General features: G+C 61.1%; 26 protein-coding genes. 15 read left to right on the top strand and 11 right to left on the bottom strand.

What is annotated here, in order from left to right; all coding sequences use genetic code 11:
- Positions 1 to 125: 125 nt before the first annotated feature.
- Positions 126 to 350, bottom strand: coding sequence for a hypothetical protein (locus GTP69_RS21590; RefSeq protein WP_161056796.1), 225 nt, complete (start codon positions 348 to 350; stop codon positions 126 to 128).
- A gap of 56 nt (positions 351 to 406) precedes the next feature.
- Here GTP69_RS21590 and GTP69_RS21595 point away from each other — a divergent pair, with 56 nt between their 5' ends.
- The 3 genes from GTP69_RS21595 (at position 407) to GTP69_RS21605 (ending at position 3,463) form a co-directional block, all read left to right on the top strand.
- Entirely contained in the window at positions 407 to 1,750 is a 1,344-nt protein-coding gene (locus GTP69_RS21595; protein ID WP_161056797.1) for a sensor histidine kinase, read from the top strand.
- A gap of 57 nt (positions 1,751 to 1,807) precedes the next feature.
- Entirely contained in the window at positions 1,808 to 2,590 is a 783-nt protein-coding gene (locus GTP69_RS21600; RefSeq protein ID WP_161056798.1) for a LytR/AlgR family response regulator transcription factor, read from the top strand.
- A gap of 69 nt (positions 2,591 to 2,659) precedes the next feature.
- A complete protein-coding gene (locus GTP69_RS21605) occupies positions 2,660 to 3,463 on the top strand; it encodes a sensor histidine kinase (RefSeq protein ID WP_308494450.1) in 804 nt (267 codons plus the stop codon).
- On the opposite strand, the gene GTP69_RS21610 is transcribed toward GTP69_RS21605, so the two are convergent.
- The 3 genes from GTP69_RS21610 to GTP69_RS21620 all read right to left on the bottom strand — a co-directional run bounded on the left by GTP69_RS21610 (position 3,460) and on the right by GTP69_RS21620 (position 6,321).
- Positions 3,460 to 4,548 carry a porin gene (locus GTP69_RS21610; RefSeq protein ID WP_503826649.1) on the bottom strand — a complete coding sequence of 363 codons (1,089 nt, stop codon included), beginning with the start codon at positions 4,546 to 4,548 and terminating at the stop codon, positions 3,460 to 3,462. The genes GTP69_RS21605 and GTP69_RS21610 overlap by 4 nt on opposite strands.
- A gap of 164 nt (positions 4,549 to 4,712) precedes the next feature.
- On the bottom strand, positions 4,713 to 5,366 hold the full coding sequence (locus GTP69_RS21615) for a class I SAM-dependent methyltransferase (RefSeq protein ID WP_161056799.1): 654 nt from the start codon (positions 5,364 to 5,366) through the stop codon (positions 4,713 to 4,715).
- 13 nt (positions 5,367 to 5,379) lie between these two features.
- Entirely contained in the window at positions 5,380 to 6,321 is a 942-nt protein-coding gene (locus GTP69_RS21620) for a CysB family HTH-type transcriptional regulator (RefSeq protein ID WP_161056800.1), read from the bottom strand.
- Between the two features lie 153 nt (positions 6,322 to 6,474).
- Between GTP69_RS21620 and GTP69_RS21625 the strand changes: the two genes are divergently transcribed.
- Genes GTP69_RS21625 through GTP69_RS21660 form a run of 8 tightly spaced genes read left to right on the top strand, consistent with a single transcriptional unit; the run spans position 6,475 to position 14,022 of the window.
- The gene (locus tag GTP69_RS21625; RefSeq protein ID WP_161056801.1) at positions 6,475 to 8,169 is read left to right on the top strand and encodes a nitrite/sulfite reductase; all 1,695 of its coding nucleotides are present in this window, start codon (positions 6,475 to 6,477) and stop codon (positions 8,167 to 8,169) included.
- Entirely contained in the window at positions 8,156 to 8,749 is a 594-nt protein-coding gene (locus GTP69_RS21630; RefSeq protein WP_371868057.1) for a DUF934 domain-containing protein, read from the top strand. Before GTP69_RS21625 ends, GTP69_RS21630 begins: the two co-directional genes overlap by 14 nt.
- Before the next feature lie 11 nt (positions 8,750 to 8,760).
- Complete coding sequence (locus tag GTP69_RS21635) at positions 8,761 to 9,477, top strand: phosphoadenylyl-sulfate reductase (protein ID WP_161056803.1); 717 nt, start codon at positions 8,761 to 8,763, stop codon at positions 9,475 to 9,477.
- Between the two features lie 20 nt (positions 9,478 to 9,497).
- Entirely contained in the window at positions 9,498 to 10,427 is a 930-nt protein-coding gene (gene cysD, locus GTP69_RS21640) for a sulfate adenylyltransferase subunit CysD (protein WP_161056804.1), read from the top strand.
- Positions 10,427 to 11,719 (top strand): sulfate adenylyltransferase subunit 1, encoded by a 1,293-nt coding sequence (locus GTP69_RS21645; protein WP_161056805.1) that lies wholly within the window; start codon positions 10,427 to 10,429, stop codon positions 11,717 to 11,719. The genes cysD and GTP69_RS21645 overlap by 1 nt, the downstream gene beginning before the upstream one ends.
- A 5-nt stretch (positions 11,720 to 11,724) precedes the next feature.
- Entirely contained in the window at positions 11,725 to 12,480 is a 756-nt protein-coding gene (gene cobA, locus GTP69_RS21650; RefSeq protein WP_161056806.1) for a uroporphyrinogen-III C-methyltransferase, read from the top strand.
- Positions 12,481 to 12,529: 49 nt separating this feature from the next.
- Positions 12,530 to 13,252, top strand: coding sequence for a hypothetical protein (locus GTP69_RS21655; RefSeq protein ID WP_161056807.1), 723 nt, complete (start codon positions 12,530 to 12,532; stop codon positions 13,250 to 13,252).
- A complete protein-coding gene (locus GTP69_RS21660) occupies positions 13,252 to 14,022 on the top strand; it encodes a glutaminyl-peptide cyclotransferase (protein ID WP_161056808.1) in 771 nt (256 codons plus the stop codon). Before GTP69_RS21655 ends, GTP69_RS21660 begins: the two co-directional genes overlap by 1 nt.
- A gap of 10 nt (positions 14,023 to 14,032) precedes the next feature.
- Here the strand turns inward: GTP69_RS21660 and GTP69_RS21665 are convergent, their stop codons facing one another.
- The 3 genes from GTP69_RS21665 to GTP69_RS21675 all read right to left on the bottom strand — a co-directional run bounded on the left by GTP69_RS21665 (position 14,033) and on the right by GTP69_RS21675 (position 16,056).
- A complete protein-coding gene (locus tag GTP69_RS21665; protein ID WP_161056809.1) occupies positions 14,033 to 14,506 on the bottom strand; it encodes a hypothetical protein in 474 nt (157 codons plus the stop codon).
- An 82-nt stretch (positions 14,507 to 14,588) separates the two neighbouring features.
- Positions 14,589 to 15,308, bottom strand: a complete 720-nt coding sequence (locus GTP69_RS21670) for a motility-associated protein (RefSeq protein ID WP_161056810.1) — start codon at positions 15,306 to 15,308, stop codon at positions 14,589 to 14,591.
- An 88-nt stretch (positions 15,309 to 15,396) separates the two neighbouring features.
- On the bottom strand, positions 15,397 to 16,056 hold the full coding sequence (locus GTP69_RS21675; protein ID WP_161056811.1) for a sigma-70 family RNA polymerase sigma factor: 660 nt from the start codon (positions 16,054 to 16,056) through the stop codon (positions 15,397 to 15,399).
- A gap of 149 nt (positions 16,057 to 16,205) precedes the next feature.
- Here GTP69_RS21675 and clpP point away from each other — a divergent pair, with 149 nt between their 5' ends.
- Both clpP and GTP69_RS21685 read left to right on the top strand, forming a co-directional pair.
- A complete protein-coding gene (gene clpP, locus GTP69_RS21680; RefSeq protein WP_161056812.1) occupies positions 16,206 to 16,805 on the top strand; it encodes an ATP-dependent Clp endopeptidase proteolytic subunit ClpP in 600 nt (199 codons plus the stop codon).
- A gap of 42 nt (positions 16,806 to 16,847) precedes the next feature.
- The gene (locus GTP69_RS21685) at positions 16,848 to 17,249 is read left to right on the top strand and encodes a VOC family protein (RefSeq protein WP_161056813.1); all 402 of its coding nucleotides are present in this window, start codon (positions 16,848 to 16,850) and stop codon (positions 17,247 to 17,249) included.
- 16 nt (positions 17,250 to 17,265) lie between these two features.
- Here GTP69_RS21685 and GTP69_RS21690 read toward each other — a convergent pair whose 3' ends face one another.
- A complete protein-coding gene (locus GTP69_RS21690; RefSeq protein WP_161056814.1) occupies positions 17,266 to 18,114 on the bottom strand; it encodes a LysR family transcriptional regulator in 849 nt (282 codons plus the stop codon).
- Positions 18,115 to 18,205: 91 nt separating this feature from the next.
- Between GTP69_RS21690 and GTP69_RS21695 the strand changes: the two genes are divergently transcribed.
- Positions 18,206 to 18,697 (top strand): lipocalin-like domain-containing protein, encoded by a 492-nt coding sequence (locus GTP69_RS21695; protein WP_161056815.1) that lies wholly within the window; start codon positions 18,206 to 18,208, stop codon positions 18,695 to 18,697.
- Here GTP69_RS21695 and GTP69_RS21700 read toward each other — a convergent pair.
- Genes GTP69_RS21700 through lptF form a run of 3 tightly spaced genes read right to left on the bottom strand, consistent with a single transcriptional unit; the run spans position 18,694 to position 21,361 of the window.
- Positions 18,694 to 19,065, bottom strand: coding sequence for a sirohydrochlorin chelatase (locus tag GTP69_RS21700; protein WP_161056816.1), 372 nt, complete (start codon positions 19,063 to 19,065; stop codon positions 18,694 to 18,696). The two genes, GTP69_RS21695 and GTP69_RS21700, sit on opposite strands and share 4 nt — an antisense overlap.
- Positions 19,065 to 20,234 carry an LPS export ABC transporter permease LptG gene (lptG, locus tag GTP69_RS21705; protein WP_161056817.1) on the bottom strand — a complete coding sequence of 390 codons (1,170 nt, stop codon included), beginning with the start codon at positions 20,232 to 20,234 and terminating at the stop codon, positions 19,065 to 19,067. The genes GTP69_RS21700 and lptG overlap by 1 nt, the downstream gene beginning before the upstream one ends.
- A gap of 5 nt (positions 20,235 to 20,239) precedes the next feature.
- Positions 20,240 to 21,361 (bottom strand): LPS export ABC transporter permease LptF, encoded by a 1,122-nt coding sequence (gene lptF / locus GTP69_RS21710; protein WP_161056818.1) that lies wholly within the window; start codon positions 21,359 to 21,361, stop codon positions 20,240 to 20,242.
- 85 nt (positions 21,362 to 21,446) lie between these two features.
- Here lptF and GTP69_RS21715 point away from each other — a divergent pair, with 85 nt between their 5' ends.
- Positions 21,447 to 22,940 (top strand): leucyl aminopeptidase, encoded by a 1,494-nt coding sequence (locus GTP69_RS21715; RefSeq protein WP_161056819.1) that lies wholly within the window; start codon positions 21,447 to 21,449, stop codon positions 22,938 to 22,940.
- The last annotated feature ends 1 nt before the right edge of the window (position 22,941 follow it).

Below are 22,941 nucleotides of genomic sequence, written 5' to 3' on the forward strand. Positions count from 1 at the left end.
TCGCTCTTCTCAAAAATACTGACAGTATTTCTACTGAATATTTCTTTGTTGAGCATTTAATGCTTTTTGTTGCAGCATCAAACGCCCACATTTATCGACTGTAAATTTTTAAAGATCATTCTGTGTTACAGCTGAAGAAGCGTTTTGTTCATCAGCGAAGAGGCAAGATTATGAAGCGTTTCGAATATTTCGTCAAGCTCTACTTTTTCTCTTCTTTTCTCGCTACACGCTGCATTTACATGCGCCGTTTTGCGAGGAGGAGAACTATAGCAAGCCGAATTCACTTTGGCAAGTGCCTGCTCTGCAAATACCGTCCAGTCGCCATTTTTTGCAGACTGTCGCAATCGCATGGCGTGTCCGGGCATGGCTGGTTACACTTGCATCATGTTAAGAGCGAAAGCCGTTCATGTTTCCTACGCCTAAAGTGCAAGACACCCTGAAGACCGCCGGCACCTGGCTGCACCGCGGCTTCGACGCCACCGCCACCTGGGTGACCCAGCTGTCGTGGTGGAAGTTCCTGGTGTTTGCCATCCTGATGCTGATTGCCGGCTCCATCCTGCAGGACGAACTGTTTTCGTCGAACCCGATTCAGGAAGAAGAGCATTCCCGCAGCGCCAAGCGCAAAGGCAGCGATACCAATATCCTGATCGACGACAACGGCATTCACTTCAACCCACGCGGCAAGATCCGCAACAAGAATACCGATGACAACGGCGAACACACGCCAGTCGCCACGCCAGAGACACCGGAAACCCCGGAAACCCCAGCCACACCGGAAACGGCCGAGACGCCCGAAGCACCAGCCGCGCCCGAAGCACCAGCCAAACCATCCAAAGGCAACAAGAACGGCGCTGCCTCCGTCCCTGCCCTGCCGTCGCTGCCGGGCGAGGAAGTCCACATCGAGCTTCCGCCGCAAATTGGCGAGGAATTGTCCAACGCTATTGAAGTAGCCGTGGACGACGCCGCCGAGCAGAAAGTGGCCCGCTATCACGGCCAGGCCTCCACCTGGTTCAAGAGCTTTATTACGCTGCTGGTGCTGGCCCTGTTCGGTACCAAGGCGCTGATGGGCAGCAAAAAGCGCGCCGAACAGGAAAGCCAGTCGGCCAATGCCGCCGCCGAGCGCGAATCCATGCAGCGCCAGCTGAGCGAAGCAAAGATGCAAATGATGCAAGCCCAGGTCGAGCCGCACTTCCTGTTTAATACACTGGCCTCGGTCGAGTACCTCATCGAGACCGACCCGCCACGCGCCTCGGCCATGCAGCGCAGCCTGATCAAATACCTGCGCGCGGTGCTGCCGCAAATCCGCGACAGCGCACTGATCACCAACCTGGGCCGCGAAGCCGACATGGTCGAGGCTTACCTCAATCTGCTGAAAATGCGAATGGAAGAGCGCCTGACGGTCGATTTCGACATCCCCGACGGCCTGCGCACCGCCGCCTTCCCGCCAATGATGTTGCAGTCGATGGTGGAAAACGCCATCAAGCACGGCCTGGAAGGCAAGCCGGAAGGCGGCACGCTGAAGGTGCGCGCCGACGTCGCCCACAACAAGCTGCGCGTGATCGTCGCCGACAACGGCCTCGGCTTTGGCGCCAAGCCCAGCGATGGCACCGGCCTTGGCCTGTCAAATATCCGCGAACGCCTGAAACTGCTGCACGGCGAACAAGGCCAACTGCTGATCGCCGCCAACAGCCCCAGCGGCGTGATCGTCACCATCGAAGTGCCATACCAGTTGGCTAAAAAAACACCATGATTGCTTATTAACGCAATTCGTTGAATAATAATTTAACTAACAACCCACACCCGCACCATGCCTACAGCAATCATTGCAGATGACGAACGTTTAATGCGCGACCAATTGCGCATGCGCCTGGGCCAGGTTTGGCCTGAGCTCGACATTATTGGCGAGGCCAAGAACGGTGACGAGGCGATCGAACTGGTCGACCAGCTCAAGCCGGACTTCACCTTCCTCGATATCCGCATGCCGGGCAAGACCGGCATGGAAGCGGCTGCCGCAATCGGCAACAAGAGCAACATCGTCTTCGTTACCGCCTACGATGCCTATGCCGTCGAAGCCTTCGAGCGCGGCGCCATCGATTACGTGCTGAAACCGCCTGAGCCAGAGCGCCTGCAAGTGACGGTCGACCGCCTCAAGGGCCGCCTGAGCAAACAGGTGGCGACGGGCGCGGTCGCCGGCGCCGACATCAACGCCAGCGTCACCGCCATGCTGGCCCAGCTGACCGAGAAGATCGCCTCGCCCAAGCCGGCCCACCTGCAATGGATCCAGGCCAGCATCGGCCAGGACCTGCGCATGATTCCGGTCGAGGAAATCCTGTTCTTCCGCTCGGACGAGAAATACACCTGCGTGCAGACCGAGAAATACGAAGCGCTGATCCGCAAGCCGGTGCGCGACCTCGCCGACGAGCTGGACCCGGCGCTGTTCTGGCAAATCCACCGCGCCACGCTGGTCAACGTCAACGCCATCGAAGGCGTCACGCGCGACATCCGCGGCCGCCACCTGGTGATGATCAAGGGTCGTTCCGACAAGCTGGAAGTCAGCCGCAGCTTCCTGCATCTGTTCAAACAGATGTAAATCAAATCCCCTCATCGGTTTATGCTTTAGCGTGACTCCACGCGGTCCTTTGGCCGCAGGGAGTCATCCATGTGCCGAGCCGCTTCTTCCCTGTTGATCCTGTCCGCGCTGGTTCTCGGCGCGCGCTTGAGCTGGCGCCTCGGCCAGACCGCTGAAACCCCACTGCAGGCCGCACGCGGCCAAGTCCAGCAGCAGCTGGAGCAATCCTATTCGCAGTTGCGCGAGCTATCGGCCGCGCTCCAAACCATCCGTGAAGAAGAACGCAAGCACATCGCGCGCGAGCTGCATGACGATCTCGGCCAGCTACTGGCGACGCTGCGCGGCGACCTGGCGCTGCTGCAAAAACACAGCAGCCATAATCCCAACGCCCGCAAACTACAGGCCGGCATGGATGAGCTATTGATGTCGGCAATCGCGTCATTGCGCCGCATCGCCAGCAATCTGCGGCCGCGCGCGCTGGATGAGGGAGGGTTGTATTTTGCGCTGGAAAGCCTGCGCCAGGAATTCGTCGAGCGCAATAACATTGCCTGCACGCTGGACGCTTCGGAAGAGGATTTGATACTCGATGATGCCTACAGTACGGCTATCTTCCGCATCGTGCAGGAAGCGCTGACCAATATCGCCCGTCACGCCGAGGCCGGCGAGGTGATACTGTCACTGTATCGCAACGATGGGACGCTGCATGTGATGATTCATGATGACGGCCGCGGCATCGCCGAAAAGGACATGGACAAAGCAACGTCCTTCGGCCTGATCGGGATGCGCGAACGCGTCTGGGCACTGCATGGCGATATCGCCATCGCCAGCGACGGCGGCACGCGGATCATGATCCGCCTGCCGCTGCCGCCGCCGGAACTGCCTACACCAGCTTAGAACGCGTGACGGATGCCGGCGTTGAAGGCTTTGTCGCCGCTACCAGCTTCGTTGTTGTTACCCACGGTGTAGCCAGCGCCGTTTTTGTTCTTGATCTTGGCATAAGCCAGGTACACGCCGGTACGCTTCGACAGGTTGTACAGGTAACCCAGGGCCCACTGATCAGCATCCTGGTTAGCCGTGGTCTTGTCGTTCTTGCGGATGTACGAAGCCATGATGCTGCCCGAACCCACTGGGATCTGCGCGCCGATCAGGAATTCGTTGCTGTCGGTGCTGTTCTTCGGCGCCACGGTGTAGTTGTACGGATTGGCGCTGTTTGGCAGCACGGCGCTGTTGACGCCTTTGTCGGCGCCGTAGGCGAAGAAGGCCTTGACAACCTGGAAGTCGTAGTTGGCGGCGAACATCGTGTTGCGGCCGGTGTCCTGCAGCTTGGCTGCGGTGGTCAGGGTGGCGGCGGTATCGTTGTTCTTGTTGTTGTACACCAGGCGCGCGTTCAGCGGGCCTTGGGCGTAGTTCAGGCCAAAGCCGAACTGACGGCCGGCGGTGGCGCTGCCTTGTTGCTCGCCCAGCGAGTACAGTGCGTCGGCGCTGAAGCCGCCGGTGGTTGGGGTCGAGTACACCAGCGCGTTGCTGACGCGGGTGTTGGCGCCGGCCGATGGGAACAGGTTTTTGATGGTGCCGGCATAGCCTGCGCCGAATGGGTCAGCGACCTGGCTTTGTGCCAGGTACAGTGGGGTGTACTGACGACCGATGGTCAGTTGGCCGGCTTCTTTGCTTTTCAGGCCAACGAAGGCTTGACGGTTGAAGATGGTGTTGGTGCTGTCCAGGGTGCCATCATCGGCTTTGAAGCCGGTTTCCAGTTGGAAGATAGCCGACAGGCCGTTGCCCAGGTCTTCGGTACCGCGGAAGCCCAGACGGGATTGGCCGCCGATGCCGCTGGTAACTTTGGTCACGTTGCCAGCTGCGCCACCGCGCTCGCTCACGATACCGGCGTCCACCAGGCCGTAGATCGTCACGTTCGATTGAGCTTGGGCTTGCGCTGCGAAGCCGCCGATGATCATTGCTGCCAGAGTAAGTTTTTTCACTTGATGTTCTCTACTTGAGGTTGAAGAAAAACTGCGTTATTGATTCCACGGCGGCAATCATGCCTATCAATTACTTCAACAATGTGACAACGCTAATTTGTTGTATTCCAACATCAGTAGACGAAAAAAAAGCCGCTTAAGGCGGCTTTAATTTATTCCTGAGCTTACTTCAGGCGGCAGCTCAACAAATAGTAATATTGCAAGCGCTCGATGCGGAACTGCTTCGCATGGTTGGTGAAGCGTTTGCGCAGCGTGCTGTCGGTCAGGTAGTTCTTCAGGATCTCGTAGCGCTGGCCGTCGTCGGCGGTCAGGATCTGGTAGGTGTTGCCTTCCGCATCGGTGCGGGCGATCACCATCGAATTGCCATCGACATACGATTCGTCCAGCAGCACCAGCAGCACGTCCTTGCCCAGCTTGGCGCGCAGCATCTTCAGGAATTTATCGTAGTCTTCACGCGGCAGATGGGCCCACAGGCCGGCGGCGAACACGGCGGTGTACTGGCCTTCCAGGCCGTCCGGCAGGTCGAAGGCGTCCATCTGGCCGAAGGTAACGACATCCTCGTCCAGGCCGCGGGTTTCCGCCAGGTCCAGCATTTCCTGCGAAATATCGGTGGCGTAGACCGACTCAGCGGTTTCCGCGATCAGGTCGGTCCAGTACGCGGTGCCGCAGGCCAGTTCCAGCACCTTGTGGCCGGTGAACAGCTCGGCCACCATCTCTTGCAGATCATCCAGGTCGTCAAAGCGCTCTTCCTGCGCGTAGACCTGATCGTAGTTGTCCGCGTTGACGGCGTAATATTGTGTCAACTGGTTGGTAATCATGTTGATGCTTTCTTTATAGTTCGTAGTTCTCTTTTTCACCGCTCATGGCCTGTTCGATCAACTTGCGGTTGAGCGTAGGCGCCAGCAGTTCAATAAAGGTGTAAATATAGCTGCGCAGGTAGGCGCCCTGCTTGACCGCCACCCGCGACACGTTCATGCCGAACAGGTGGCCGACCGGGATCGCGCGCAGGTTCTTGTCGCGCTCGGCGTCAAACGCCATACCCGCTATGATACCAATCCCCATGCCCAACTCCACATAAGTCTTGATGACGTCGGCGTCGATGGCTTCCAGCAGCACGTCCAGCTTCAGGCCGCGCAGGGAAAACGCGTGGTCGATCTTGCTGCGGCCGGCAAAGGCGCCATCATACGTGATGATCGGGAAAGCCGCGATCTCTTCCAGCGTCGGCTGCTTGATGCGCAGCAGCGGATGGTCGGGCGACACCACCACCACGTGCTCCCATTGATAACATGGCAAGGTTACCAGTCCGGTCACGCCGGCGATCGATTCGGTGGCGATGCACAGGTCGGCCTGGTCGCGCTGCACCATCTCGGCGATCTGCTGCGGATTGCCTTGCAATAAAGACAATCGCACCTTGGGAAACTTGACCATGAAGGCCTGCACCACCTTCGGCAAAATGTAGCGCGCCTGGGTGTGGGTGGTGGCGATGGTGAAGCTGCCGCTGTCCTGCGCCGCGTATTCCTTGCCGATGCGCTTCAGGCTATCGATTTCCTGCATAATCAGTTCCACCGACTGTAATACCAGCCGGCCCGGCTCGGTCAGGCCGCGGATCCGCTTGCCGTGACGGGTAAAGATGTCGACCCCCAACTCCTCTTCCAGCTCGATGATCGCTTTGGAGACACCCGGTTGCGAGGTGAACAGCGCCTTGGCGGCATCGGTCAAATTGTAGTTCTGGCGTACTGCTTCGCGCACAAAGCGCAATTGATGAAGGTTCATTGCAGGTCCTGGCCCATCTTAAAATTATTAGCGTCCATGCTTATGCCCAATCCTTATATAAGCAAATAAAGACTAAGTCGTATGGAATAAAGACGAAGTTTATTACTATTAGCGCTAGTTTGGGGAATCAGCGACTATCCAGGAAGAATATTCATGTATCAATACGACCAATACGACCATCTCATCGTCCGAGAGCGCATCGCCCAGTATCGCGACCAGGTACGCCGTCGCCTGGCCGATGAGCTGACCGAGGCAGAATTCGTGCCGCTGCGCCTGCAAAACGGCCTGTACATGCAGCGCCACGCCTACATGCTGCGGATTGCCGTGCCCTACGGCCTGCTGGCATCGAAGCAAATGCGCATGTTTGCCCACATCGCCCGCAAGTACGACCGCGGCTACGGTCACTTCACCACCCGCCAGAACATCCAGTTCAACTGGGTGGAGCTGGAACAGACCCCGGATATCCTGACCGACCTGGCCTCGGTGGAGATGCACGCCATCCAGACCTCGGGCAACTGCATCCGCAACACCACCTCCGATCCGTATGCCGGCGTTGCCGCTGACGAGATCATCGATCCGCGTCCGTACGCCGAAGTGCTGCGCCAGTGGTCGACCTTCCACCCGGAATTCATCGCCCTGCCGCGTAAATTCAAGGTCGCGATCAACGGCGCCGTCGAAGACCGCGCCGCGATCGCCATCCACGACATCGGCCTGACCGTGGTGCGCAACGAGGCCGGCGAGATCGGCTTCAAGTTCATGGCCGGTGGCGGCATGGGCCGCACGCCGATCATCGGCAGCGTGATCCGCGACTTCCTGCCATGGCAGCACCTGCTGACCTACACCGAAGCCGTGATGCGCGTGTATAACCAGCACGGCCGCCGCGACAACAAGTACAAGGCGCGTATCAAGATCCTGCTGAAAGCACTGGGCGTGGAAGAATTCACCCGCCAGGTGGAAGCAGAATGGGTAGACCTAAAGGACGGCCCGGAAACGCTGACCATCGAAGAGATGCAGCGCGTGATCGACTACTTCCAGCCGCCGGCCTACAAGCAGCTGGACGATTCCGACGTGGTGGCCGCGCAAGCCGGCAACAAGGCCTTCGCCAACTGGGTCAACCGCAACGTCAAACCGCACAAGCAGCCGGGTTACGCCGCCGTGGTGCTGTCGCTGAAGAAAACCGGCGTGCCGCCGGGCGACGCCACCGCCGAACAGATGGACTTCATGGCCGACCTGGCGGACCGTTACAGCTTTGCCGAACTGCGCGTCACCCACGAACAGAACGTGGTGCTGGCCGACGTCGAGCAGTCGCAGTTGTTCGCGCTGTGGCAGGAAGCCAAGGCGCACGGCCTGGCGACGCCGAATATCGGCCTGCTGACCGACATGATCTGCTGCCCGGGAGGCGACTTCTGCTCGCTGGCCAACGCCAAGTCGCTGCCGATCGCCGCCGCCATTTCTGAGCGCTTCGAGAACCTCGACTTCCAGCACGATATTGGCGAGATCGAACTGAATATCTCCGGCTGCATCAACGCCTGCGGCCACCACCACGTCGGCAGCATCGGCGTGCTGGGCGTGGATAAAGACGGCAGCGAATGGTATCAAGTGTCGATCGGCGGCGCGCAAGGCAACAACGCCGCCATTGGCAAGATCATCGGCCCGTCGTTCTCCGCGCTGCAAATGCCGGAAGTGATCGACCGCCTGCTGAAGGTATATCTGCGCGAGCGCTTTGAAGATGAATCGTTTGCCGACTGTGCGCAGCGCCTGGGCGTGGCGCCGTTCAAGGAATTTGTGTACGCCACGCCGATCGCTGAAAAAGGCGGCCGCCTGGTAGGAGAGGATGAATATGTCTAAGAATTTGATTATCAAGGGCCGCGAAGTGGTCGAAGACGACTGGCAGGTGCTGCGCCTGGCCGAACCGGTGGACGGCGCGCCAGTGCACGATCCGGCCACGGTCAGCGTCCCGGCCGGCAAATTCATCGTGCCACTGAGCCTGTGGCTGGTGCAGCGCGAAGTGCTGGCGGCGCGTACCGCCGCCGGCGAGATCGCCGTCTGGATCGCCTCCGACGAACGTGCGGAAACGCTGAAAGACCTGCTGGACCAGTTCCCGCTGATCGCCGTCGACTTCCCGAAATTCACCGATGGCCGCGGCTACTCAATCGCCTACAACCTGCGCACCCGCCTGGGCTGGACCGGCGAACTGCGCGCCGTCGGCGACGTGCTGCGCGACCAGCTGTTCTCGATGCAGCGGGTCGGCTTTGACGCCTACTCGGTGCGCTCGGACCGCGACGTCCACGATGCGCTGAAAGGCCTGTCCGACTTCTCCGAAACCTATCAGGCTTCGGTAGACCAGAAGGTGCCGCTGTTCCGCCGCCACGCACGCCCTGTGCCGAATGTCGCGGCGGCAGCCAACAACGACGGCGCCGGTATTTGATTGGAATTAAAATGAGTGACCTGAGCAAGCTGATTGCGGACACGCGCTCCACGCTGTCCCGCATCGCCAGCGATTTTTCCCCGGCCGTTTTCGCCTCGTCGCTGGCGGCCGAAGACATGGTGTTGACCGATTTGATCCTGAAGGGCCAGTACGACATCGGCATCTTCTCGCTGGAAACCGGCCGCCTGCACAAGGAAACGCTGGCCATGCTGGACAAGGTGAAAGAACACTACGGCTACGAGATCGCGGTGTACAAGCCGCAAACCGAAGCGGTCGACGCCTACGTCGCGCAGAATGGCCTGAACGCCTTCTACGACAGCGTCGAGATGCGCAAGGAGTGCTGCCGCATCCGCAAGGTCGAGCCGCTGGGCCGCGCGCTGCTGGGCAAGAAAGCCTGGGTTACCGGCCAGCGCCGCGCCCAAGCCGCCACGCGCGGTTCGCTGATGGTGGAAGAGGATGATCCGGGCCACTTCATGACCAAGTTTAATCCGCTGGCCGATTGGTCCGAGGAAGACGTCTGGCAGTACATCCGCGACAACGGCGTGCCGTACAACGCGCTGCACGACCAGGGCTACCCGTCGATCGGCTGCGAACCGTGTACCCGCGCCATCCAGCCGGGCGAAGATGTCCGCGCCGGCCGCTGGTGGTGGGAAAACCCGGAATCGAAAGAATGCGGCCTGCACGTCGTTGACGGCAAACTGATACGCATTAAATCTGTCGCAGCATAAGATGCTTTGAAAGAGATCCAATGAACGCTTTAGTAGAAAACAATGTGCACGTGAATGCGCGCCACCTCGATGCTTTGGAATCCGAAGCGATCCACATCATGCGCGAAGTCGCGGCCGAATGCAGCAACCCTGCCCTGCTGTTCTCGGGCGGTAAAGACTCGGTGGTCCTGCTGCGTATCGCCGAAAAGGCTTTCCGCCCTGGCAAATTCCCGTTCCCGCTGGTGCACGTCGACACCGGCCATAACTTCCCGGAAGTGATCACCTTCCGCGACAAGCGCGTGGCTGAACTGGGCGAACGCCTGATCGTCGGTTCGGTCGAAGAATCGATCCGCAAGGGCACCGTGCGTCTGCGTAATCCGCAAACCGATTCGCGCAACGCCGCGCAAGCCGTGACGCTGCTAGAAACCATCGCCGAACATGGCTTCGACGCCTGCATCGGCGGCGCCCGCCGCGACGAAGAGAAGGCCCGCGCCAAGGAACGCATCTTCTCCTTCCGCGACGAATTCGGCCAGTGGGATCCAAAGTCGCAACGCCCGGAACTGTGGGACCTGTATAACACCCGCGTCCATCCAGGCGAAAACATGCGCGTGTTCCCGATCTCGAATTGGACCGAGCTGGATGTGTGGCAGTACATCGCCCGCGAAAAACTGGAACTGCCGCCGATCTACTTCGCCCACGAGCGTGAAGTCATTCCGCGCAACGGCCTGCTGGTGCCGCTGACCGACCTGACGCCGCCACGCGAAGGCGAGACCGTCGAAAAACAAGTGGTGCGTTTCCGTACCGTCGGCGATATCTCCTGCACCTGCCCTGTGTCCTCGGACGCGGTGACGCTGGAGCAGATCATCGCTGAAACCGCGATCACGCAAGTGACCGAACGCGGCGCCACCCGCATGGACGACCAGACGTCCGAAGCTTCGATGGAAATCCGTAAAAAAGCAGGATACTTCTAATGACCACCAATACCAACGAACAAAGCCTGCTGCGTTTTATCACCGCCGGTTCCGTCGATGACGGTAAATCCACGCTGATCGGCCGCCTGCTGTTCGACAGCAAAGGCATCTTCGCCGACCAGCTGGACGCCATGTCGCGCTCCAAGCACAAACGCACCGTCGGCGACGCCGTCGACCTGTCGCTGCTGACCGACGGCCTGGAAGCCGAACGCGAACAAGGCATCACCATCGACGTGGCCTACCGCTACTTCGCCACGCCGAAGCGCAAATTCATCATCGCCGACACGCCGGGCCACGAGCAGTACACCCGCAACATGGTGACCGGCGCTTCGACCGCCGATGCCGTGATCATCCTGGTGGACGTCTCCAAAGTGAAGCTGCGCGAAGATGGCGGCGTCGATCTGCTGATCCAGACCAAGCGCCACTCGACCATTGCGCACCTGCTGCAAATCGAGCACGTGATCGTCGCCGTCAACAAGATGGACCTGGTGAACTACGACCAGGACATCTACAACCGCATCGTCAAGGCGTACGGCGAGTTTGCCGCGTCGCTGGGCCTGAAGGACATCACGCCGATTCCGCTGTCTGCGCTGAGCGGCGAAAACGTGGTTGACCGCACCGAGAAGCTGGACTGGTATCAAGGCCCGACCTTGATCGAGCTGCTGGAATCGCTGTCGGTGTACGACGAATCGCACGATGCGCCGTTCCGCTTCCCGGTGCAGCTGGTGGCGCGCCACAACGGCCACGAAGCCAACGACTTCCGCGGCTACATGGGCCGCATCGAAGCCGGCAAGGTATCGGTGGGCGACAAGCTGGTGGTGCAGCCGTCCGGCCAGAGCGCGACCGTCAAGGACATCGTCACGCTGGAAGGTTCGCACCAATCGGCGGTGGTGGGCCAGTCGGTCACGCTGCTGCTGGACGAATACCTGGACATTTCGCGCGGCGACCTGCTGGCCAGCGCCGATCGTCCGGCCACGCAGCTGAAACAGTTGAAGGCAGATGTATGCTGGATGTCCGACGAACCGCTGGACGCGCGCCGCAAGTACTGGATCAAGCACGGCACCAAGCAGACGTCGGCCAAGGTCAAGGCGATTGAATCGCTGCTGGACATCAACACCCAGCAGCGCCATCCCGCCGAAGGCCTGAAGCTGAACGACATCGCCACCATCGAACTGGCGGTGCAGCAGCCGTTGGCGGCCGACGCCTACAGCGACATCCGCGCCACCGGCGCCTTCATCCTGATCGATGAAGTGACGCACCAGACCGTCGCCGCCGGCATGATCCGCCTGTAAGCACCATGCCCGGCAAGGTCTATCTCATCGGCGCGGGGCCCGGCGCCCAGGATCTCATCACCGTGCGCGGCGCGCGCCTGCTGGCGCAAGCCGACATCGTGCTGCACGACGCGCTGGTGACGCCCGAGATGCTGGAACTGTGCCCGCAAGCGGAGAAGATCCCGGTCGGCAAACGCAGCGGCCAACGCTCGGTGGCGCAGCAGGTCATCAACCAGCAACTGGTGGATGCCGCGCAGCGCGCCGGGCTGGTGGTGCGCCTCAAAGGCGGCGACCCGATGCTGTTCGGCCGCGCCGACGAAGAGCTGCGCGCGCTGGAGGAAGCCGGCATCGAAGCCGACATCGTCCCCGGCATCACCACCGCGCTGGCCGCAGCAGCAGCCACCCGGCAGCCGCTGACCAAACGCGGTGTGGCGCGCAGCGTGGCCTTTTTCACCTCATCCACCGCGCCAGAACACGCGGACCACGACGCCATTCCGGAAACCGACACGCTGGTGCAGTACATGGGCGGCCGCGAAGCCATCGCCACCGCCGAGCGCCTGCTGGCCCACGGCCACGCGCCGGACAAGCCGGTGGTGGTAATCGAAAACGTCAGCCGTGCCGACCAGCAGATTCACCGCATCGACATCGCCCAGCTGACGCAAGGTCTCGGCACGCCGCACGGCCCGGTGCTGGTGATGATCGGCGAAGCGATGCGCCCTCGCCCGCACCAGCGGCTTAATACAGAGAGTAGCGGCCCAATAGCCGCCCAACTCCGCGCCTGACTTCCCGCGTTCGGTATTAAAATGTCCACTCACACCACAAGAGGTAGTAATGGACATTGTTCAACGACTGGAACGCGCCTGGAACGCCCACGACACCGGCCAATTTGAAGCCGCTCTGCAGGACTACACCTGGCTGTTCGACGCCACCGCCAACGATGCGGAAACCACCTCGCTGCGACTGTCGTACGTGCTGGCCGCGTGGGCCAGGCTTGCAGAAGAATACCTGCCCGCGCGCCAGGCGCTGGTAGCGGAACGCGACCGCCTCACTGCCCAATTGCTAGCCGCCCCCACCGACGTTGGCACCTTCAACGACATCAGCGTCATCAACGACAAGCTGGGCGACTTGCAAAACACCTATCACCTGTTCCAGCAACTGCCGGACGCGCTGGCGCAGCAAACCGCCCACATTGCGCTGCCGGCGCTGATGGTGTGCGGCGACTACACGCTGGCGCGCCGCTACCTGCCGGACCCGGAGCAGCACCTGGCGGCGGCCGCTACCCATCTGAATGAGCAAAAGAGCCATATCAACGTGCTGACGCACGAAGGCATGGCCGAGCTGCTGGCCGACGTTTTCAACTACATCACCGAAGTAGCCTTGGTACTGGACTTGCTGACCGGCTGCGGCGATACTGCTGCGGCGGAGCGCGCGCGCCAGCAGGCTGTCAACCTGGTGCACGCGCCCGAAGCGCGCGCCTGCGTGCAAGCGGAGCTGGATGCTCCCGGCACCACGCTGGACGCCATGGTTGAACTACAAAATTCGGTGACTGCATAGTGAAAAAGATTTACGCTCAAGCCCTCCTTCTCGCCTCCCTGCTGCCTGCCGCCGCGTCCTATGCGGCGCTGCCCACCTACGATTTCAAGGTGGTGCGCAGCTATCCGCACGATACGCAAGCCTTCACCGAAGGCCTGCTGTATCGCGACGGCTTCCTGTACGAGAGCACGGGCCTGAACGGCAAATCGTCGATCCGCAAAGTGGACCTGGCCAGCGGCAAGGTCTTGCAGAGCAAGGACATCCCGCCGCAGTATTTCGGTGAGGGCCTGACGGTATGGGGCGATACGCTGGTCGGCCTGACCTGGCAGACGCAGACCGGCTTCGTGTTCGACCTGAAGACGTTTGAACTGAAGAGCCAGTTCGCCTATCCCGGCGAAGGCTGGGGTCTGGCGCAGAACGGCAAGGAACTGGTGATGAGCGACGGCAGCGCCACGCTGCGCTTCCTCGATCCCAAGACCTTCCTCGAAGTGCGGCGCGTCAAGGTGACGGCGGACGGCATCGCCGTCAACCAGCTGAACGAACTGGAAGTGGTGGACGGCGAAATCTTCGCCAACATCTGGCACACCAACACCATCGCCCGCATCGACCAGAACACCGGCAAGATCACCGGCTGGATCGACTTCAGCAAACTGTATCCCGATGCCGGCAAAGGCCCGAACGCCGAAAACGTCATGAACGGCATCGCCTACGATGCCGACAAAAAGCGCCTGTTCGTCACCGGCAAACTGTGGCCAAAAATTTACGAAGTCAAAATCGTCCCGCGCAAATAAGCGCGCAACGTCAGTTGGACTTTGAACGCGTCGCCCACGCGACGACTGCAATGCCTGCCGCCACAATCAACGCATCCTCAATCAAGCCGCTGCGGGTCTGGCCGATACTGGCCATGGCGCGCTTGCGGGCGGCTAGCGTCAGGTAAGCCAGCGGCACAGCGGTTGCCACTGCCACCGCAGCGCCAGCCGCCTCCTTGCCCTTCGGCGCCAGCGCGGAACCGGCAATGCCGGCACTCGCCACGCGCGCCGTCAGGCCGAGGAACACCGTGCGATCCGGCGCGGTCTTCATTTTGTCGCCAAACAGTTCGCCGGCGCCCATCGCCAGCGCGCCGTATTTGAACAGCGGACGATCCAGCAGGAACAGTTCACCGCTGGTCTTGCGGTGCGCGAGACGCGCCGCTGCGAGGGTCGCCATCGGCGTCATGGAGCGCGCACTGGCGACGGCGCCGATCAGGGCGGAGGAAAGAAGGCTGCGAATAGTCATCTGGCGAGCTCCTATGTCTGTGAAATTACAGTCTAGGAGCTATTTCGCATTCCCTCTGTTAGGTAAAGCATATAGCGTGGCGCTACCTGGATTTCTGCTGCTTGAAATGGCTCTCCATTTCGGCGAACGAAGGCCGCTGCACGGCGGAGATGAGTTTGCGGCCAAACTCCACCGCCAGCGTCGGCGCGTAGCCGTTCAGGCTTGCGATCAGCGTCACCTTCACGCACTGATAAATCTTGGTCGACTCCTGCAGCTTGCGTTCCAGCAGACTGGCGATCGGGCCGAAGACGCCATACGCCAGCTTGGTAATCGCGTGGATCGGGATTTCGCCGTCCTGGTGATGGACTTCGATTTCGTTGTCCATCAGGTTCTCGATCTGGAACGGGTCCATATTCCCGGACACCATCAGCCGCAGGTAATCGGTAATGAACTCGGTGAGGTGGTGATCAGCCAGGATGGAAGGGAATTTGACGAACAGCGCGCTCTGTTCCGGATTGTCGATATCCGACTCCACCGACATCAGCCCTTCCTTGCGGATTTTGCCGAGAATGTCGTACAACAGGGACAGCAGGTCGAGGTACAGCGCGTTGGTCTGCTTCGGGCCCTGGAACAAAGTGGGAATGGCGGCGACGGTGGCGCGCATCGCCTTGGCGTCGTTGGAGATGACGAACGCCCCCAGCGCGCCGCCGGCAATCATCAGCAATTCATACGGCTGATACAGCGGGCCGAGATGGCCGCCTTCCAGCACGAAGCCGCCGAAGATACCGGCCAGCACAATTGCGACTCCCAATAAAACGGCCATGCGTCACCCCGAGTTTATTGCAAGATTTTGACTTTACCACAAGCAACTCGGGTGTTGCTACTAGTACATCGCTGTGTTGCGCTGATGGCTAGGCGGCCAGTGCAAGGCTGTAGCAGGCGTCATTGGCGCAGGCGCCCAGGCGGCGAGCTTCGGGCTGCATGTCCGTGAGCAGTGTCACCACCAGCGGCGCATCCATGCCGTTGATGGCGAGCTGAAAACGCCTGACTAGCTCCTTGCTCAATTTCTCTTCCGGCGTCGGCTCCTCGTTCTCCGCGCGCAGACGCTTGCGCGCACGGGCCAGGTATTGGCGCGTATTCACCGCCTTGGTACCCAAGGCCGATGCGATGTCGGCGTGATCGCATTCAAAGACTTCGTGCAGCACCAGCGACAGGCGCTCCTGTGGCGACAAGCGTGACAGCAGACGCGCCAGCGCCTCGCCCAGTTCCGCGCGGCGCAGCAAGACGTCTTCCGGCGACGCTGGCTGCGTCTCGGGCGTCAGCTCCAGCGCCGTATGCGCCGCCATGGCATCGCGAAGACGCTTGCGCAGACGGTCAATCGACTGATGCTGCACCACGGTGGTCAGCCAAGCGGCCGGCGTCACCACAGCACCCTGCTGCGCGCCATGCCACTTCAGAAAACAATCCTGCACCACATCCTCGGCCTCCGCCTCGCTGCCGACAATGCGCGCGCTGATTGCCTTCAGGCGTGGACGCAGTTGCTCGAACATGGCGCCGTCGCTGTCCATCATGGTGGTTCTCCTTTTGCAGTGAGTATGCCGCTTGACGCTGGACGACGGCCAACTGTGACAGGCCAGCGATATTTATTTTTGCCATCACGCCGGCCACTTCCTCAAGCGTCAAGCGGACATCAACTCCACTTTACCGCGAAAGGATCATCATGACACTCATCCCAACCGTAATCGAGCACACCAGTCGTGGCGAACGCGCCTTCGACATCTACTCCTGCCTGCTGAAAGAACGCGTGATCTTCCTGGTGGGCGAAGTGACCGAGCAATCGGCCAACCTGATCGTCGCGCAGCTGCTGTTTCTCGAATCCGACAATCCCGAAAAGGACATCTCACTGTACATCAACTCCCCCGGCGGCTCGGTGTATGCCGGCATGGCGATTTACGACACCATGCAGTTCATCCAGCCGGAGGTGTCGACGCTGTGCACGGGCTTTGCAGCCAGCATGGGATCGTTCCTGCTGGCGGCTGGCGCCATCGGCAAACGCTACGCGCTGCCCAACGCCCGCATCATGATCCACCAGCCGCACGGCGGCTCGCAAGGCGTCGCCTCCGACATCGAAATCCAGGCCCGCGAAGTGACCTACCAACGCCACCGTCTCAACACCCTGCTGGCCGAGCGCAGCGGCCAAACGCTGGCGCAAGTCGAGAAAGACTCCGACCGCGACAACTACATGTCGGCCGCCCAAGCCAGGGAGTACGGCCTGATCGACCACGTCCTCACCACCCGCGCCGTTTGCGCTGCCGGATAGGGTGTGCTAAATTCCCGTAACCAGTTAACAATGCCACCAGCTATGAGCCTGTCATTTCATATCGATTTCAATGGCCAATGCGAGGAAGCGTTTGCTTTTTATGCGGAGCACCTTGGCGGCAAAATCGGGACCATGCTTAAGGTGAAGGACTCGCCTGTACCGGCGGTGTCGGCGTCGCATGCCGACAAAATTGTCCACGCAAATATCAGCATCGATGGCGTGGAGCTGGCTGGGGCGGATGTCGATGCCAGCAGGTATGAACGGCCGAGCGGCTTTTATGTGCTGCTTGGCGTAAATGCGGAAGACAAGGTCCACGCCTGTTTCAACGCCCTGCAAACAGGCGGCCATGTCATCCTCGCGCCACAGAAAACATTCTGGTCGCCCTGCTACGCTATCGTCACCGACCGCTTTGGCGTACCGTGGAAAATCAACTGCGGCACCTGACTTAACGCAGCCACCTTCAACGCGTAGACAGCAGCGCGATGATCTCGTCGGCGACGGCGCGCACTGGCGCTGCGCGGCGCACGTCTTCGTGCATGACGATCCACAGCTTGCGCTTGACCGCGCACGTCGGCGCTTCGATCTGCACCAGCGGCGACAAGGGAAAATAATCCGGCAGCACCGCCACGCCGCCACCTGCCAGCGTGGCCTGGTACAACGTGCCCAGGTCATTGGAGCGCATGCAGTAGCGCCGCGTGCCGCGCACCTTCTCCAGCCACTGGTGCTGCGGCGTGTGCTGCAACAGCTCATCGTAGCCGAGGAACTCCCACTGCTCCGGCGCGCGCTCCGCCAGATAAGCCTCGCTGGCGCATAAGCGATAGGTCACCGTAGCCAGGCTGCGCACCGCCAGCCCCGGCGAGGTCGGGCGGTTGTAGCGGATGGCGATATCCGACTCGCGCCGCATCAGATCCGTCACCTTCAACTCGGCGCGCAGATCCAGTTCAATGCCCGGCAAGCGATGTAAAGCCTGTTGCAGTCCCGGCGCCAGCACCCACGCCGTCACCGCCGGCGGCGCCGAGACCCGTACCTTGCCGCTCAATTCCGCCGTGCCGCCGGCCACGCGCAGCAAGCCATGCAAGCCGTCTTCCATATTGCGCGCATGCGGCACCAGCGCCTTGCCGGCCGCCGTCAGCGACCAGCCCTTGGGGAAGCGGTCGAACAGTTTGACGGCAAGCGCCGCCTCCAGCGCGTCGATGCGCCGGGCCACGGTAGTGTGCTCCACGCCCGCCGCCCGCGCAGCGCCGGACAGCGTGCCGGCATCGTGAAGGGCAAGGAAGAAGCGCAGGTCGTCCCAGTTAGGTTGGTTCATTGTGCAATTATGCACATATTGCGCACGGCTTTTGCTAATTTTGCGCAGCCGCCTTCACGGCTATCGTGTCTTTATTTGAAAGGAAGATGCGATGAAAATCTTGAACCGCCTGTTTTGCCTGATGATGTGGGTACCCGCGCACCAAGCCGCGATGGCCGCCCAGCCGTTCCCGCTGGCCGGCACCTGGGCGCTGGTGGCCGCTGACCGCCTGCTGCCCGACGGCGCCCGCTTGCACGATTACGGCGAGGCCCCGAGCGGCTTAATGATGATCGATAGCGAAGGCCGCTACACGGTGCAGATCTACCAGCAGGGCCGCCCGCGCTTCGCCAGCGGCGACAAAAAGAGCGGCACCGAACAGGAGTTCCGCGCCGCCGTCGAAGGATCGAGCACGCACTTCGGTCGCATGGCGATCGACGAGCCTTCGCGCACGCTGACCTTCATCATCGAGAGCGCGGCGTTTTCAAATTGGGAAGGTACGCGGCAGGAACGCCGCTACGAATTGAAAGGGGATGAACTGAGCTACCGCGTCCCGGCGCGGCCGGACGGGCAGATTCCGCTGTCAGTCTGGCGACGCGTAAATTAGGACAGCGCGCCGACGCAGTAATCCGACAGCGCGTTGAGCACCGCCGCATTCTCGCCAGCCGCCTCCACCACCTTGATGGCGGCTTGCGGATAGGCGATGCGCAGCTCGTCGATCATCAGCGGCAGGTCGCGCAGCACATGGCCGCCCTGGCCCAGGAATACCGGCACCACGGTGATGTCGACAATGCCGTCGGCAATCAGCGCCGCCGCCACATCCGGCAAGCGCGGCGACATCAGTTCCAGATACGCCAGCTGCACGCGAACACCCGGCTCGCGCGCCTGCGTCAGGTCGCGCAAGCGTTCGAACGGCGCCGCCCACGATTCGGCGCGGGCGCCATGGGCAAATAAAATCAGTGCGCGTTGGGTCATCAGTGCCGCTCCACCCACCACAAGGCGCCCAGCGCCAGCAGCAGAAACAAGATACTCGGCGCAATCGCCGTCACAATCGCCGGCCAGGTGCTCAGCACACCCAGGTGCGAGAACAGCGCATTCACCAGCTGGAAGCTGACGCCGATCATAATCCCGACGAAGATTTTCAGGCTCACGCCACCGCTACGCGTGTGCAGGTAGCCGAACGGCAGGGCCAGCGCCATCAGCACGAAGATGGTCAGCGGGTCGAACAGCTTTTTCCAGAACGCGATCTTGAAGCGCTCGGTCTCCTGCTTGTTCTCCTGCAGGTGGCGGGTGTACACCGCCAGCTCGGAGGCCGACATGCGGTCCGGATCGGAGCCGGCCACCGCCAGAATCCTCGGGGTGATCTCCGACAGCAGATCCTTGGTCGCGCTGTGGCGGGTCTCGATCATGCCCGACTCCTGCGCGAAGTTGTTCTCCAGGTTGGCCTCCGCGCCCGGCTTGAGCAGTTGCGGATTGGTGAACAGGTTTTCCGTGACACCGCTCAGCAGCCACTTGTTATTGCCCTGGAAGGTGCCGGTATTCGCCAGTGTGATGGAGCGCAGGCGGAAGTTGGTGTCGAATTCGTACAGCTTGACGCCGATCAGCGTGCCGTCCGGCTTCACCTGGCGCACGTTGAAGAAGCGCGAGCCAGTGACCTCGCCGGTCATGCCCTCGGCCTTGACGATATCCTTGGTCCACAAGCCGGAGCGGAATTCGGTCGAGATGGCGGCGCCGCGCGCACTCAGGCGAATCTTCTCGGCGATCGGCGCGGTGCGCGGCGTAATCAACTCGCCGAAAATGAAGGTGATAATCACCAGCACCAGGCCGATCTTGACCAGCATCCACGCCACCATACCGGTCGACATGCTGGACGCGCGCATGATGGTGAATTCCGACGTGGCCGCAAACTGCGCCATGGTGTAGATGGTGCCGATCAGCGCCGCCAGCGGCATCACTTCATACACATGGCTGGGCAGCTGCGCCAGCACATACAGGAAGGCGTACTGGATCGCATAGCCGTTCTTGCCCACCGAAGGCAGTTCGCCGGTCAGGTCCATGAACGCTTGCAGCGCCAAAAACGCCACCAGCACAAAGGCCACCGCTTGCAGTATCGAGACCGCGAAATAGCGTTGCAGGATTTTCATGCGAATCAGTCTTTCTTGTTACGCGAACGCTTGTACGCGGCCAACAGCGCCAGCGGATGGTAGCGGTGGTTCAGGTTCAGTCGCCAGGCGAACAGGCCGCACACGACCAGCACCGCCGCCAGGTGCAGCGGCCACCATGACATCCCGAAGCTGCCCTTGCCCTGCTTGACGCTGGCCTCCACCAGTTTGACGAAGTTGCTATAGCTGAAGAACACCAGCAGCGCGATAATCAGATTGGCCGAGCTGCCCGCGCGCGGATTGACGAAACCCAGCGGCACCGCCAGCAGAATCAGCACCAGGCAGGTGAGCGGCTGGGCGATGCGCCACAACAGCTCCGCGCGCGCCACGCTGCCGGTTTGCTTCAGCAGGTCCATGGTCGGCAGGGCGACTGCTTCGTGATCGGATTCCAGGTCCTGCGTCTGCTGCGTCACGCGCATGCTGTAGCTGTCGAACTCCATGGTCTGGAAGTCGGCCTTGCCCGGCGTGCCCTGATAACGGCGGCCGTTCTTCAGCACCAGATAGCGCTCGCCTTTCGGCCCGGTGTTGATCACGCCTTCGCGCGCGACGATGACCGCATCGCCACGGGCGTCGGTGGTGTTGACGAACACGTTTTGCACCACGGCCGATTTGCCGGCCACGCCTTCCACGAAGAAGATGCGGTTGGCGGCGGCCGATTCCTTGAACTGGCCCGGCGAGACTTTTTGCAGATCTTCGCGCTTTTCAAAGCGCTCCACGTACTCCAGGCTTTTCTGCTTGGCCCACGGGGTGGCGACGAAACTCAGGCCGGCGGTGATCAGCACCAGTGGCAGGCCGAAAGTGAGCACCGGCCGTATCCAGCGCAGCAGGCTCATACCCGAGGCAAACCACACCACCATTTCGGAATCGCGGTAGGTCCGCGTGACCACCATCAGCACTGAAATAAAGCTGGTGAGGATAACGAGAGTTGGCAGATAATTCAGCACGGCGAAAGCGATCAACGCGATGACGTCACCCGATGCGGCCTTGCCGCCAGCGGCTTTGCCGAGCACCCCGATCAGGGTCCAGGTGACGCTGATACTGAACAGCACTGTGAAGGTGGCCCCGGCAGCACTGGCCATTTCTCGTCGTAGGGCGCGTTGAAAGATCATTGAAGATTATAATTCGGTAGTTTGGCCCATATATACGCTATACGGGACCACAAGTTTTAAGTACGTACACGACACGGAGAATCAAATGGACTTTAGCATAAAAGCATTCGACACAAAAAACACCATCGCTACGGCCAAAGCCGGCGTGATCGCTGTCGCGGTCTTCGAGAACAAAAAGCTGTCGCAAGCTGCCAAGGCGCTGGACGGCGCCGGTGAAATCACGGCCGCGCTCAAGTCCGGCGACATTACCGGCAAAGCCGGCACCACCCTGCTGCTGCGCGGCGTTAAAGGCGCCAGCGCCGAACGCGTGCTGCTGGTGGGCCTGGGCAGCGACGAAACCGTCAGCGAAAAAAGCTTTGCCGGCGGCGTGGTTGCGGCACTGAAGGTATTCTCCACCCTGGGCACGAGCGACGCTATTATCGCACTGCCAGCCACTGAAGTGAAAGAGCGTGACGTCAATTGGGCGATCCGCTGCGTGGTGCAGAGCGCCCACGAGTCGATCTTCCGCACCGATGGCCAGAAGAGCAAGAAAGATCCGGCGCCGGCCGGCGTCAAGAAAATCGCTTTGGCCGTGCCGAGCAACGCCGATACCAAGATCGCGCTCGCGCAGGCCGTGGCCATCGCCAACGGCATGGACCTGACCAAGGAACTGGGCAACCTGTCGGCCAACGTCTGCACCCCGACCTACCTGGCCAACACCGCCAAGAAACTGGGCAAGGACTACAAGTTCGACGTGGAAGTGCTGGACCGCAAACAGCTGGAAGCGCTGAAGATGAACAGCTTCCTGTCGGTGACCAACGGCAGCGAGCAGCCGCCGAAGTTCATCATCCTCAAGCACATGGGCGGCAAGGCCAAGGATGCGCCAGTGGTGCTGGTCGGTAAAGGCATCACCTTCGACACCGGCGGCATTTCGCTGAAGGCCGGTCCTGGCATGGACGAGATGAAATACGACATGGGCGGCGCCGCTTCGGTGCTGGGCACCTTCCGCGCCATCGGTGAAATGAACCTGAAGCTGAACGTGATCGGTGTGATCGCGTCGTGCGAGAACATGCCGTCGGGCCGCGCCACCAAGCCGGGCGACATCGTCACCTCGATGAACGGTCTGACCATCGAAATCCTGAACACCGACGCCGAAGGCCGCCTGGTGCTGTGCGACGCGCTGACCTACGCCGAGCGCTTCAACCCGGCCGCCGTGATCGACATCGCCACGCTGACCGGCGCCTGCATCGTCGCCCTGGGCCACCATAAGAGCGGCCTGTTCACGCGTGACGACGAGGTCCACAACAAGCTGGCCGACGAGATCATGGCCGCCGGTAAAAACGCCGGCGACACCGCATGGCGCCTGCCGATCGGCGAAGAGTACAACGAGCAGCTGAAGTCCAACTTCGCCGACCTGGCCAACATCGGCACGCCGGGCGGCGCGTCGTGCACTGCGGCGGCGTTCCTGGAGAACTTCACCCGCAAGTACACCTGGGCGCATCTGGACATCGCCGGCACCGCATGGAAATCGGGCGGCGCGAAAGGCGCAACCGGCCGGCCAGTGCCGCTGCTGTCGAACTTCCTGATCAATCGAGTTTAAG

This window comes from Duganella levis (genome assembly GCF_009857605.1).
In the GTDB taxonomy this organism is placed as follows: Bacteria; Pseudomonadota; Gammaproteobacteria; order Burkholderiales; family Burkholderiaceae_D; genus Rugamonas; species Rugamonas levis.